The sequence below is a fragment of the Aulosira sp. FACHB-615 genome (genome assembly GCF_014698045.1).
Lineage (GTDB): Bacteria > Cyanobacteriota > Cyanobacteriia > Cyanobacteriales > Nostocaceae > Nostoc_B.
This window is the reverse complement of sequence record NZ_JACJSE010000002.1, coordinates 24,381-38,204: the sequence shown is the minus strand read 5'-3', so window position 1 is coordinate 38,204 and position 13,824 is coordinate 24,381. Positions and strand designations below refer to the sequence as shown.

10 protein-coding genes are annotated in these 13,824 nt (G+C 40.5%); 6 read left to right on the top strand and 4 right to left on the bottom strand.

Annotation, left to right across the window (positions count from 1 at the left end; genetic code table 11):
- The first annotated feature begins 103 nt into the window (after window positions 1-103).
- Complete coding sequence (locus tag H6G77_RS02575) at window positions 104-460, top strand: hypothetical protein (RefSeq protein WP_190870752.1); 357 nt, start codon at window positions 104-106, stop codon at window positions 458-460.
- A 225-nt stretch (window positions 461-685) separates the two neighbouring features.
- Here the strand turns inward: H6G77_RS02575 and H6G77_RS02570 are convergent, their stop codons facing one another.
- Complete coding sequence (locus tag H6G77_RS02570; protein WP_190593074.1) at window positions 686-1,654, bottom strand: helix-turn-helix transcriptional regulator; 969 nt, start codon at window positions 1,652-1,654, stop codon at window positions 686-688.
- A 279-nt stretch (window positions 1,655-1,933) separates the two neighbouring features.
- Here H6G77_RS02570 and H6G77_RS02565 point away from each other — a divergent pair, with 279 nt between their 5' ends.
- The 4 genes from H6G77_RS02565 (at window position 1,934) to H6G77_RS02550 (ending at window position 9,750) form a co-directional block, all read left to right on the top strand.
- Entirely contained in the window at window positions 1,934-2,425 is a 492-nt protein-coding gene (locus H6G77_RS02565) for a toxin-activating lysine-acyltransferase (protein ID WP_190870751.1), read from the top strand.
- Between the two features lie 68 nt (window positions 2,426-2,493).
- Window positions 2,494-6,321 carry a hypothetical protein gene (locus H6G77_RS02560; protein WP_190870750.1) on the top strand — a complete coding sequence of 1,276 codons (3,828 nt, stop codon included), beginning with the start codon at window positions 2,494-2,496 and terminating at the stop codon, window positions 6,319-6,321.
- A 749-nt stretch (window positions 6,322-7,070) separates the two neighbouring features.
- The gene (locus tag H6G77_RS02555; RefSeq protein ID WP_190593071.1) at window positions 7,071-7,616 is read left to right on the top strand and encodes a single-stranded DNA-binding protein; all 546 of its coding nucleotides are present in this window, start codon (window positions 7,071-7,073) and stop codon (window positions 7,614-7,616) included.
- A 247-nt stretch (window positions 7,617-7,863) separates the two neighbouring features.
- The gene (locus H6G77_RS02550; RefSeq protein WP_190870749.1) at window positions 7,864-9,750 is read left to right on the top strand and encodes an ABC transporter ATP-binding protein; all 1,887 of its coding nucleotides are present in this window, start codon (window positions 7,864-7,866) and stop codon (window positions 9,748-9,750) included.
- An 83-nt stretch (window positions 9,751-9,833) separates the two neighbouring features.
- On the opposite strand, the gene H6G77_RS02545 is transcribed toward H6G77_RS02550, so the two are convergent.
- From H6G77_RS02545 to H6G77_RS02535, 3 genes are all read right to left on the bottom strand, one after another.
- On the bottom strand, window positions 9,834-10,565 hold the full coding sequence (locus tag H6G77_RS02545; RefSeq protein WP_190870748.1) for a HEAT repeat domain-containing protein: 732 nt from the start codon (window positions 10,563-10,565) through the stop codon (window positions 9,834-9,836).
- 54 nt (window positions 10,566-10,619) lie between these two features.
- Complete coding sequence (locus H6G77_RS02540; RefSeq protein WP_190870747.1) at window positions 10,620-11,246, bottom strand: Uma2 family endonuclease; 627 nt, start codon at window positions 11,244-11,246, stop codon at window positions 10,620-10,622.
- A gap of 338 nt (window positions 11,247-11,584) precedes the next feature.
- Window positions 11,585-12,091 (bottom strand): DUF411 domain-containing protein, encoded by a 507-nt coding sequence (locus H6G77_RS02535; RefSeq protein ID WP_190870746.1) that lies wholly within the window; start codon window positions 12,089-12,091, stop codon window positions 11,585-11,587.
- A 522-nt stretch (window positions 12,092-12,613) separates the two neighbouring features.
- Here H6G77_RS02535 and H6G77_RS02530 point away from each other — a divergent pair.
- Complete coding sequence (locus H6G77_RS02530) at window positions 12,614-13,816, top strand: AAA family ATPase (RefSeq protein ID WP_190870745.1); 1,203 nt, start codon at window positions 12,614-12,616, stop codon at window positions 13,814-13,816.
- Window positions 13,817-13,824: the final 8 nt, after the last annotated feature.

The window sequence follows — 13,824 nt, the reverse complement described above, 5'->3', positions numbered from 1 at the left end:
ATAAAATACTGGCAGAGGCAGATTATATCTAATAGCAAAAGTTACGAAAATTATTTGCTGAAATAATAACAGCAAGCACAACAAAAGAATTGGGATAAAACTTATGAAAGCTCAAATTATTGCTGCTTTATCAGTTGTTGCAGCCATTGTCAGCTTAGAAAGCCCGGTTCGCGCTCAGTCGTTAGCGGCTCCCGATGTCAGCCAAGAAAACTATAAAGTAACTAGTGATTCTCTAGAAGGAATTGGGACAAGAACAGCCGAAGATGACTTCATGAAATTCTTTGAAGGAGGAGAAATAAACCGCACTTCCAACAATACTCAAACAAAAAAATCACCTGCGGATGGACTGCGTTTTAATCGAGCGATCGCACTTCCTGATAACTCTATTTTTTTACTACCTGCGGCTCAGTCTACAGATGGTAATAATGGGTTAGAACTACAGGTAGATTTAGGTAGTTAGATGTAGTTGTGAAGAATATCACGTCAGTAGGACTTACGCATCAAAACGAAAAATCAAGGGTTTTGGCAAGGGTGTAGGGGTTCAGGGGTATAGGGGAGCCACTGGCGTGGGCGGGTTTCCTGACTTGAGCCAAGTGGCGTGTGTACTGATTCAAAATCCTTACACCCCAAACCCTTTCACCCTTACACCCAATCTCCACAGATAATCTTTGTGCGTAAGTCCTGGTCAGGTAATGCACTTGGCTACATTACGTAAAATCACGGAAGGGTGTTTACCAAAGTATTGCTGAAAATATTTAGCAAAACGACCAGTGTTAGAAAAGCCATATTCTAGCGCCACAGACGTGATTGTTTTTTCTCCCGTGAGTAATTCGACATGAGCAGCTTCTAGCCTGCAATTACGTAAGTATTCATTGGGGGAAAAACCGTAATGACGAGCAAAGGCTGTTTGTAAAGAACGACTACTGCATTGTATTGCGGCTGCAATTTCACCGATAGTGAGATTTTTTTTCAGATTTGCTCGGATGTAGTCTGCGGCTTCTCGTACACGAGCAATGGAAATTTCAGATACTTTGGCGGTTTTTTCGGGAACAAGTATGCGATCGCTCTCACGCTCCGAACCCTTGTAAAATGGCCCTTGCACTAAACTAGAAAAAATCGCCAATTCCAAATTTTTGATAGCAATGGGATGTCCGTTTGTCTCAATTAAATTCCAGAGAGTCAACACCATTTGGTACAAAGAACGACCATAATCACTTGTGCGGTCAAAAACTTGCACCAATTTAGGATTATCAATTTGTCTATCCAGATATTTACTGAGTTCACTGAAATAGCGAAATTCATCTACATAAATTGATAAAGCACTGTAAGAAGAGACGTGCTTGAGGCGTATATGTTCTAAACCTTGCTGTGCAATACACAAATGTTGATTATTAATCAGTAATTCTTCTGAGCCTACTTTAAAGAGATGCTCACCTTCAAAAAAAGTAAAAACAATTTTACCAGGGAGATTATATCCCTGTGTATAACTACTCCCGGCTTGCCAAACAACATTGAGCAGGTCAAAGTTTTCTAACTGAGCCAGCCGCCACAAAATCTTATAATCTTTGGCATTGGGTATGTGCTTACTGATAGTTGGGAGCAACTTAATATATTGCTCAGGATCGTTGACCTCCAGATTCATATCCCAGACCATAAAAACCTCCCAAAACTCCGCAAGACTTTTGTAGCCTAGATTTCACCTCCTACGCATCGTGAAAATTAGGGAGACTAGACATTTTACGCAACAAATCATTCGCAAATCGGATAGCACAACCCTGAAGATGTAATTTATCTTGAATGAGTAAATAAACACATTCACTCACTTACCCAGATTTCTATAGTTGCGTTCCAGGCGATCGCAATCATACTTCCTTGTGCAGACATTAATTGATACTTAATAGCTGAAATCAAACAACTAAATCTTGTCAAAACAATGGTTTTAATATCAGAATCACCAACAATAGATAGCAATTTTTCCGAAAGCATCAAAGAAGATAAAGTAAGAACCTCATTTTCTCATCAACAACCTTTAAAACTTATTGGTTCAATTACCAACTTAATGCTTTCATCGCCACTGCATCGCAAATATAAAATTGCCCACATTGCCGAGCGATTTATTCCCAGCTTAATTCACAATCAATTTCGCTATTACGAAATTGACGGGAATCCCATCGGCTTTGTTAACTGGGCATGGCTAACTGATGAAGTCGAGCAAAAATTTCTCACAGAAAAATATGTTTTGCAACTTGATGAATGGCAGGGAGGAAATAACTTGTGTTTTCCTGAATTTATTGCTCCCTTCGGTCATGCTCGTTTAATTATCACAGATTTACGCACCAATATTTTTCCAAAAGGAACACCAGCCAAGTCTCTCAAAATCAATCCTGATGGGACTCTAAAATCCATTTACAGATGGACTGCATAATTCATTTCAAATCAACCGTTTTACTGAATTTCACTTGTAAATCATAGTAATTTTTTTGGAGGTTTATTGTGGGACAAGTTGTTGATACCGCAGAAGACATTTATAACGATGGTGTTGATACCCTAGAAGATTTGGTTCGCAAAGATGGTGGTAATGGGAACGATAATATTGAAATCTATGTTTATGGTGAAGCCTATGGTCATGGCGGAGATGACACCCTCAAAGCCTATGCAGTTTCAGTCAAATTAGATGGTGGCGATGGAAATGACACCATCAAATCTTATTCTGGCGAAAGTAAGCTTTATGGTGGTAATGGGAATGACTTGATCGAAGCTTGGGGAATCAAGAACTCTATCAATGGTGATGGGGGTGATGACACCATCAGAGCTTATGCTGCTTCCAACACAATCTCATCTGGGGCTGGTAATGACAATATAGAAGCCTGGGGTGGTGAGAACAAAGCCTATGGTGATGATGGTAATGACACGATTAAACTATACGGTGGCAAAAATGAAGCTCACGGCTGGACAGGTGATGACCGGATTTATGTCTATGGTGGCTCTAACAAGGTTTTTGCACAACAAGATAATGACTACGTAGAAGCTTGGGGAGGGGAGAACTATGTAGATGCTGGAGAAGGTAATAACACCGTTAAAGCCTACGGTGGGGATAACACAATTAAAACAGGCGATCGCAGTAACTACAATTACATTGAAGCCCTTGGTGGTCATAATCATATTACAGGTAGTTCCCGACAAACTTATTGGGAACAGGCGTTGGTGGGATGGAAAAAAGAGTCTTTCCCCTCTCCATTTGGCGGAACTATGACAATAAAAATACCTGTATATGAATCAGTACAGAAGGAATATGCAGGGAATGATGAAATCAGAGCCTACGGTGGTCACAATGAAATTGATGCCGGTAGTGGCGATAACAAGATTTATGCTTACGGTGGAGCAAATGAAATTGATGCCGGTAGCGGTAGTGATATTATCGAGGCTTACAGTGGAGCAAATATCATCAATGCCGGTTCTGGGAATAATAAAGTCATTGCTGGCGGTTTAGCTAACCTAGTTCAGACTGGTTCAGGTAACGATACCATCGAAGCCTATGGTGGAGAAAATGTTGTCATATCTGGCGCTGGCAACGATAAGGTTACTGTAGGTGCGTTAGCTAACGCCGTCTATGACTCCGGTGGTGACAATCAAATCTATGGTCTTGGTGGTGGTAACGTTTTTGTCAAAACTGGTGACGGTACTGACATAATGGCTGCTGTTGGTGGACTGAATGTTCTCACCAAAGTGGGCAATGGAAACACCACAATGGTTGCTGCTGGAGCTTTCAACGCTCTTACCAAAGTGGGTAACGGCAACGACACGATGGTTTCCCTTGGTGCTGGTAGTGTCGTGACCAAAGTCGGCAATGGTAGTTCCACAATGGTTAGTGGTGCTTTATACAACATCTTAACTTCCTGGGGCGACAGTAAAGATGTGATGGTGGCTGTCGGTAAAGTCAATGCCATGATTGGTGGTGGCAACAACGATGTCATGATTGCTGCGGGATTGGGTAATATCGCCTTTGGAGACTCGTTGGGAATAGGGTTAAATGGCTTTGGTTCCAGTGAAGTGAGCAATGCCGGCAAAGATGCCAAAACAGATCAACTTAATTCTGGGGTAGATACAAAAAATGTAGGCAATGTCGATACTACTCAACAGGTGACAGGAAATGATGTCATGGTCGCCCTTGGGAAGTACAATGCCGTTGTTGGTGGCAAAGGTCAAGATGTTGTCATTACCGGAGGGTTATATAACTTTACTTTTGGTGATGACCTGTTTGATCTCAGTTTGTCCGACTTTAGTGGAATCAGTTTACCCGACATAAAGGCAATAATTCCCGATCTCAATTTTGATGCTATTTGGAATTTCGATGTATCAGCCATCAAGCCACCTGATATTGATGTAGCTATCCCTGATTTAACCTTTGATGTCGATTTTGACCTATTTAATGTTGATTTTTCGATACCCGACCTTTCCCTTCCTATTTTTTCTTTACCGGATTTAGAATTACCCAATTTTTCTTTACCCGATGTTTCCTTACCGAATATTTCTCTGCCGAATCTATCCTTACCGAATATTTATTTACCGAATATTTCTCTACCTGATTTATCCTTCCCGACAATTTCTGTACCTGATTTACCAGGGATTGAGCTTCCCAATGTAAGTCTGCCCACACTTTCGTTGCCTAATTTGCCTAAGTTAGCCTTACCGACTTTTTCCCTGCCTAACTTATCTCTACCATCTTTACCAAATATCGATTTACCTGATTTTTCTTTACCTAGCTTATCTACATTCTATCTTCCCAGTTTTAGTTTACCGACTGTACCAAATTTCTCTCTTCCTACTATATCTGTCCCCAATTTTAATGGATTTGCATTGAACGCATCTCGATATAATTTTGACTTTTTCAAAAACAATGGAGATATTCTCTTTACTGGTGGAAAGTTAAACCTAGCTAATGCAGGTTTAGGTGATGACATCTTGGTCAGTGCAGGAGAAAATAATGGTCTGTTGGCTGGAAGTGGCAATGATTTGGTATTAGGAGCAGGTAAAAAGAATTTTATCCTGGCTGGGGATGGTAACGACCTTGTTTTTGCTGCGGGTAAAACGAATCGTGTTTATGGGGGTATGGGATTAGACACTATAGTTACCGCAGGAGAAGAAAATAAAGTTGAGGGAGGAGATGATAGTGACATTCTTGTTGGTTTAGGTAAAAAGAACTCACTTAAAGGTGATGCAGGTCAAGATATTCTCTTCGCAGGGGGTGAGTCGAATTCCTTTGATGGTGGTGAAGGAGATGATATTATTATCGGTTTTGGTAAGAACAATAAAAAAGTTGAGGGAGGTGATGGAAATGACTGGATTGTAGCAGGTGGTGAAATGAATAACATCTATAGTGGAACAGGGGATGACACTATCGTCAGTATCGGCAAAACTAACATTATTTGGGCTGCTGAAGGCAATGATACTGTCTTCGCTGGTGGTTACAGCAATGTCATCTATGCAGATGGTGGTAATGATTTTGTCTTGAGTGTCGGTGCGAGTAATGTCATTGAAGCTGGATCAGGCAATGATACGATATTGACTGGTGGTTACAGTAATATCATTCGCGGTGGAGAAGGTAATGATGTCGTCTTAGCTGGTGGTTACAGTAATATCATCTATGGCGGTAGCGGTAATGATACTATCTTGGCTGGTGGTGAAAGTAATATCATCAATGCCGGTGAAGACAATGATATCATCTTAGCTGGTGGTATCACTAACATCATCAATGCCGGATTAGGGAATGACGTTATTTTCAGTGTTGGTGTGAGTGGTGGTATTAATGGCAGCGACGGTAGTGACTTTATTATTGGTGGGGGAAGTAATAATATCTTTGAAGGTGGAAATGGTAGCGATCGCTTGATTCTCCTAGGTAGTCAGAACACTTTCAAAGGTTCTCAAGGCAATGACACCTATGTTGTTGGCGGCGATGACATCCTTAATTCTGTAGGGGCTGTCAACAAACTGGGAACTGCTTTTATTAATAACCAGGGTGATGACACTTCTAAAGATGTCTTACTCTTTGGTAGTCAAACTAAGAAAGAAAAAATTCGCTTTCAGCAATCAGGTACATCCGATTTGGAAGTCAGTTTTGTTAATCAATCTGCCAATATTATTCTCAAAGATTGGTTTACTGCTGGAGTTAGCCAACGAATTGATACTTTCCAAATTGGTAATAGTGGAGCCAGTTTACAGCAATCTCAAGTCCAGGGATTGGTTAATGCTTGGAGTCAGTTTGATGCAGGAACATTAACTGCGGTTGGTCTGAATAATACCATTCAATCAACTTGGGCTTAATTAAAGTTTATATAAAACGATACCTACACTGACCTTGCTGTCAAGTGTAGGCTTTCTGCTGAAAAGATAACTTTTATACCTAAGTCCTAATGTAGCAGTCGAAGCATTTGTTAGGTCTAAGTAAGTCGGTGGGAAAAAACAAACCATGTTAAGAAAGGTTAACTAAGCTAAGACCCTCTTTACTCCTGCCTCCTACCTTTCCTGACTAAAATTATTTACACCATTCTACTTATTATATATAGGACTCATATTTGATTTGGGAAAAAAATCAGTACACTCAGATCAGGCTTCTTTCCTACTCCCGACTCCCCATTCCCTATTCCCTACCTACACAAATAAATTCAGAAATCAAACCGGATTCCTATATGATTCATATTTGATTTGGGAAAAAATCAGTACACCGAGAGCAGACTTCTTTCCTACTCCCGACTCCCCATTCCCTACTCCCTGCCTACACAAATAAATTCAGAAATCAAACCGGATTCCTTTTATGGTTGAAACACCTGAGAATACTGGGTTTCTATTCAGCACTTTGCTATAGTATTTTTTCTGGTTTTATGGTACAATTATACTACTCATGCAGAAATCAATGCTCGTTTTAGTCAGGCGAAGGTAGCCAGTAGTTTTATGACTAGTGTGCAATGCCATCGCTTGGCTTTTATGCTAGAAATAACGCACAATAGGAAGTTTATAAGTTAATTCATAATTACGAATTAAAGATTAGGAGTTATTGAGATTAGGAGGATTCAATGAACAGTTGCGTTTTAATGGCAGATATTATTCAAGAGCCACAATTACGCTACACAGCAGATAATTTGGCAGTTACAGAAATGCTAGTACAGTTTTCTAATTCCCAGCGCCCGGAAGATCCGCCAGCAACTTTGAAAGTGGTGAGTTGGGGAAATTTAGCTACCGAAGTACAGCAAAATTATCATCAAGGCGATCGCGTTATTATAGAAGGCCGTTTAGGGATGATCACATTTGAGCGCCGTCCCGAAGGTTTTAAAGAAAAACGTGCTGAACTGACAGTACAACGCATTCATCCTGTAGGCAAAGGTCTTTACACTTCATCAGTCCCAGAAACCTATTCACAACCAGCAACTTCAGCCGCAACATATACTCAAGCTGAGGTTCCCAGTTATGATTCACCCCGCCCAACAGCTGCACCTGCAACCAGCAATGTGAGTGTTGCGCCGCCAGTCAAAACCCCTGAACCAGTATATCAACCCAGCAATTTTGAGCGCAGCTATACACCGCCCGCAGAAGAACCAGATCCAGATGATATTCCGTTCTAAGCAGGAGTTACGTAAAAATATCGTCGTTGAGAATGGGTGTAAGGGTTTGACTCACTTACACCCTGAATTTTTTGTAATGCAGCGTAAGTCACCAATCTATGAATATGGGGAAAGCATATTTATGTTAAGCCTGAACGGTTATTTATGACATCAAGCTACAATGAGCAAAAACTTCAGATTGCCAGCATAGTATCTCAACAACTGCTAAAATCCAAATAATTTTCTGTGAAATCCATACGCAACTCCTATGAGTGAAACTGTCCTAGAGGTTCGCAATCTCCAAGTTGAATTTTCCAGTGATGACAACAGTCTCAAAGCTGTAGATGGAATTTCTTTTGAATTGCATCGGGGGGAAACTCTAGGAATTGTAGGAGAATCGGGAAGTGGCAAATCTGTAACTTCGCTGGCGGTGATGGGGTTGTTACAAACTCCCGGTAGAGTGAGTGGTGGAGAAATTTGGTTTCGTCAGCAGCCAGAAGCCAAGCCGATTAATTTAGTCGAGTTACCGCCGGAACAAATGCAGCTACACCGTGGCGGTGACTTGGCGATGATTTTCCAAGAACCGATGAGTTCGCTGAACCCGGTTTATACGATTGGGTTTCAGCTAACGGAAGCGATTATGCGCCATCAAAATGTTTCGATAACTGAAGCTAGGCAAATTGCGATCGCCGGTTTACAGGAAGTCAAACTTTTGCCTAGTGATGAACTCATCAAACAACAATATCTCGAAACTTGGCCGCAAACTAACCCCCATTCACCCACACCAGATGATTACAAACTGGCACAGTTGGTAAAACAGCACAAAGAAGCCATCTTAGACCGTTACCCACACCAACTTTCCGGCGGACAGTTGCAACGGGTGATGATTGCAATGGCAATTTCTTGTAACCCATTGTTGTTAATTGCAGATGAACCAACCACAGCTTTAGATGTGACAGTGCAAGCCACAATTATTGATTTGTTGGGAGAATTGCAGCAAACCCGTGAGATGGCGTTGATTTTCATCACCCACGACTTGGGATTAATCTCGGAAATTGCCGATAAAGTGGCAGTGATGTACAAAGGTAAAATTGTAGAATATGGTGCAGCCGCAGATATTTTTAGTAATCCCCAACATCCATATACTAAAGGATTAGTTGCATGTCGCCCCACACTTAACCGTCGTCCTCACAAACTACTGACGGTTGCAGATTATATGAGTGTGGAGGAAACAGCCAACGGAAATTTATTAATTCAGGCGAAAGAACCAGCACAGCCACCAGAAGTCACGCCCGAAGAAATTAATACTCGCTTGATAAATCTAGAAGAAAAATCGCCTTTATTGCAAATCCGCAATTTGAAAGTTGGTTTCCCGGTGCGGGGGGTTTTCGGTGGGACAAAACGCTACAACATGGCGGTTAATGATGTTTCTTTTGATGTCAAACCAGGGGAAACTTTAGGGTTGGTGGGTGAGTCTGGTTGCGGGAAAACGACTCTCGGTCGGACTTTGCTGCGATTAATTGAACCGATAAGTGGTGAAATTATTTTTGATGGGCAGAATATCACCAAGTTGAAGGGTGAAGCATTGCAGAGACTCCGGCGGGAAATGCAAATTGTCTTTCAAAACCCCTTTAGCGCCCTTGACCCCCGGATAAAAGTTGGCGACGCAATTATGGAACCGTTGTTAATTCACGCTGTGGGTAAAACAGTTAAACAACGACGCGACAGAGTGGCGGAATTATTAGAAAGGGTGGGTTTGAGTCCAGATGCGATGAATCGTTATCCCCATCAATTTTCCGGCGGTCAGCGTCAACGGATTTGTATAGCCCGTTCTTTGGCTTTAAATCCCAGATTTATTATTTGTGATGAATCAGTTTCGGCGCTAGATGTGTCGGTACAGGCGCAAGTATTGAATTTGTTGAAAGAATTGCAAGATGAATTTCAACTTACTTATATCTTTATTTCCCATGATTTGAGTGTAGTGAAATTTATGAGCGATCGCATTTTAGTCATGAATCGCGGTCAAATCGTCGAACAAGGCACAGCCGAAAGCATCTACCGCGAACCAAAACAAGCATATACACAAAAATTAATTGCCTCCATTCCTACAGGTAGCCCAGAACGCATACGCAGTCGGCAAGTGGGAACTATGTGATGACTATTCATTTACAGCCATGATTCTAGGTGTAGGTTGGGTGGAGGAACGGAACCCAACATTCTCAAGACTATGTAATGTTGTCAATTACTAGGCAAACTGTAAGGTTCACGTAGTGGTGGTTCGCCTCCATTCATCAAAGTGATTGAATCTTCAGCTTCTTCACCCACAGACCACCACCCTGGTACAATTGTTTTATCATTCTGCGCCAATAGTTGTAGCTTGGGTAATGTCTCTTGAATTTTGATAGCACCCGCAGCAAAACATGACCAAAATCTCACTTCAGCTTCAGCATCATCTAACCCTTGGATAATCACATTCACTGCTTGCTGATATAGATGCGTTGGTAATTCCTGAGAGAGTTTATTACCAATTCCTTCTAATGCTTGCGCCCTGATAAAAGCAGTTTCAGATGTGTTAGCGGCTATTTCTGTCAATGCACTAATCACTTCTTGATTGACTTCGCAATTTGATAGAAAAGCCAGCGCATACACCACACTATTTCGTTGTATAGGATCAGAACTATTGGATAAAATCAACAATAAAGATTTGAAATGCTTTTCAGTCGCAATTAAACTCAAGGATGTTGCCGCCTGCATCCATAATTCAGAACGTTGACTAGACAAAATACTGATTAAAATATCAGCATCTTGATCATTACCTACTCTGCCTAGTAACCAACAAGCTGTTTGTGCTTGTTCAATGTCAAGGCTATCAATCCAATCAGCACTGCGGGAAGCAAAACCGAGGCTTTCCAGTATTTCAATTTCACCCGCCGCTTCTGGAAATTGATGCTTGACTTCTTGAAGATTCATATAGGATTTAGATGTGATTTTAAAAATATAACCGAAATATTTTTATGATAAATTTTATCTCCCAGCCCTCAATATTTGTTCAGCTGTTAGTTTTAAGTCTGGAAATGTTAGAGAAACAATGGTTTGATTCCCTCGAAACTGCTGAATTTCATATTCTTCATTTACTAGGGTACAAATAGATAAGGTTGGTTGTTTGGGTTTGCCAATATGTCGAGTACCACCTAAACCTGCGTAGTCTGCAATCCAATATTCAGAAATGCCTAAAACTGCGTAATCTTCTAGCTTACGGGCATAATCATTTTGCCAGTTACTACTAACAACTTCTGCGACAAATTTTAGCGAACTACCCAGGGTTAAAATTGATTGATCAGACCAAAGTGGTTCTTGAGTAAGTTGATTGCGATCGATAACTGCAACATCAGGACGAAATGCTGTCATACCTGTGTTGTGAGGGCGTAATAATCCTCGTTGCAAGACAAACCAAGGTAAGTTTTTTGCATCGATTTGGACACATATTTTGGTGGTAATGAAGGCTGCAACTTCTTCATGTAAGCCTGTTGGTTCCAAGTCGAATACTTCTCCATCAATCAGTTCATAGCGGTTGTTATCGCTATAATGGGCGAGAAATTCGTCAAAGCTGAGTGGTTGCTGTTGGGTGAGTTGGTTGATTGCGATGGTCATACCAGTTACAAGATATTTCTTGAGGGAGAATCATCAAGAGGCATAAGAATTTCAGTGTTGCTAATTAATATAGGAATCCGGTTTGATTTCTGAATTTATTTGTGTAGTTAGGGAATAGGGAATGGGGAGTCGGCAGTAGGAAAGAAGACTGATCTGAGTGTACTGATTTTTTCAGAAATCAAATATCAGTCCAATATGATAATTTTTGTCTAACGCAGAGGCGCAAAGAGCAGGAGTGTTAAATGTGAAATCATAAAACTTCATCCCGCATTTATGCAAAGCCAAAATTTCTTGTTCCTACTCCCCACTCTCCACTCCCTATTTTCACTGCAAGTTTTTTAATAAGATTCATATCTATTAAATACTTGTAGTTCGCCGTTTTTATTGAATGCAACTACAGAAAATGGCTGTTTAGTATCTCCCATTTCCATTCCTGGTGTGCCTACAGGCATGGCTGGAACGGCTAAACCTGCAAGTTGGGGTTTTTGCTTGAGAAAACGCTTGATGTCATCAGCCGGAACATGACCTTCCATCACATAGCCGTCAATAATGGCGGTGTGACATGAGGCAAATTCTGGGGGTAAGTTGTATTTTTGTTTAATTGCTTCTATTTCGTCGGTTTTGATGTCTTGCTTGATTTTAAAACCATGTTTTTGGATATGCTCTAACCAATCTCCACAGCAGCTACAGCTAGGACTACGATAAACTATGATTTCTTGCTTGCCGGAGTAAGATTCTGTTTCGTTGTCCCAAATACTAGCTGCGATCGCAGATGCTGAATTACTCGTTATGCTAACTACAGCAATAATGATTATGCTTAGGCAGATATGTAGGATTTTACTCATAATTTCTGATACCTCTTTTTAATAAGTTCCAACAACGGCAGCTTTTTGCTTAGTGGTACTTTGTCTATCATACAGTTAGCATCAACTGGCTCTAAGCCTCAAGTTATACCAAGTTACAGTCCAATTTGTAGAGATGTGGTCTAAAAGTGGGAATACTGGTTGTACAAATTACTTAATATTCAAAAGAGAAAATACCTTGACGACCGCTTGTATTACGTTGTAACATGAAGATATTTCGTATCTACCTGCTTGCCATAAAAAAACTGACTATACTTGTAGTATGTAGTTATCGCCCCTGTTCATTCAGCAAAATTTTAAGTCTTGTATCAATTTAATGAGAAAGGTTAAGTTAAGTAATTTTTCTTGGACTGGATATACACATAGCATTCTTGAATGAGTTGTAAATAATAAATTGATTTCCAACTTCCTACTCCCTACTGACTAGTATCTACCTTTAAAAGTAGTTGAGAAATCAAATAAGACTGCTATAGTTGAGCAAACATTTTTACAAAAAGTAAAAATATGGAATTTGATTATTTTAGTGGTAACGAAAGCACATCCAATAACAATAAACAGCAAAACTTACTCACTAGTGGTTGGCGACCATTACAAAGAGATTTAGATTGGGAATTTTTATGGCAACTGGCGCAGAATGACACTAAGGAATTTGCCCAAAAAACTTTTAATTTAGCCAGCACATTCAGTGAAGTTTTGGGGAGAAATAATTTTACTTGGTGGGCAAACTTATTTGCTGTCGCCTCAGAAAATACTCGTTATGAAGTTGAGAAGTTTTGGAATTATATTACACCAGATCCCCAATCACCAGACCATCGTTACAAAGATGTTTTGAGTACAGAAACACCGATATTACAATTTGTGAGTCGCAACAGTATACCTATTGATTATGTTTTGAATCGTTTACAGGAAATTACTGTTATTAGAGTCTTACAAATATTAGGTAGACCCACGATCATTACTCAGTATTACTCTGAGAGAGATTTTTATTTTCCTGTGGAGAAGTTTGTCAGTTGGGAACGTTTAGATGTTGTCAATACTGTCAATGCTTATTGGGAAATGTATGATCTTTGGCTGCAAATTGAACCTTACGATCGCGGCAGACGGCAGTATACTTTAATGGCTAAAGATTTAGCACCACTAGTTAACAAAGCCACTTACGATTTAGCGGTGATGTTAAGTGGCTATCAAAGTCGTGTGGGTAAGGTTCACAGCCAATTCCCCATTCGGACATTTCCCGCCGATATTCAAAGTTTTACCGATAGCTTACAGCAAGCGGTTCTGAATCAAAATCAGTTAGCGGTGGTGGTACATGGGGAACCGGGTACAGGTAAAACTGCTTGGACTCAAGCCGTAGCCAAAGAAATTCTCATGCCTTTGGGGTTTGTGATATTTATTTTGGATCATGATGCGATCGCTAATTTTGTCCCGCCTACTTACTTAGAACGGATTTGTATTATCATTAACGAGGCTGATAATTTAGCCCAAAATCGTGCTTCGGAAATTGCCCAATCTAATAACAAAACCGAACATATTTTGAGTTTGTTGGATGGTACTTTATACCAAAGCGTCATTGATGAATCTGGGCTGCAAATGAAGCAGAGGTTAGTAGTATTGATGACTTGCAACACCACAGAAAGATTAGACCCGGCTATGTTACGCAAAGGACGGGTGGATTTGATTGCGGAATTTACACAGAAATTTGTATAAGTTGAGGG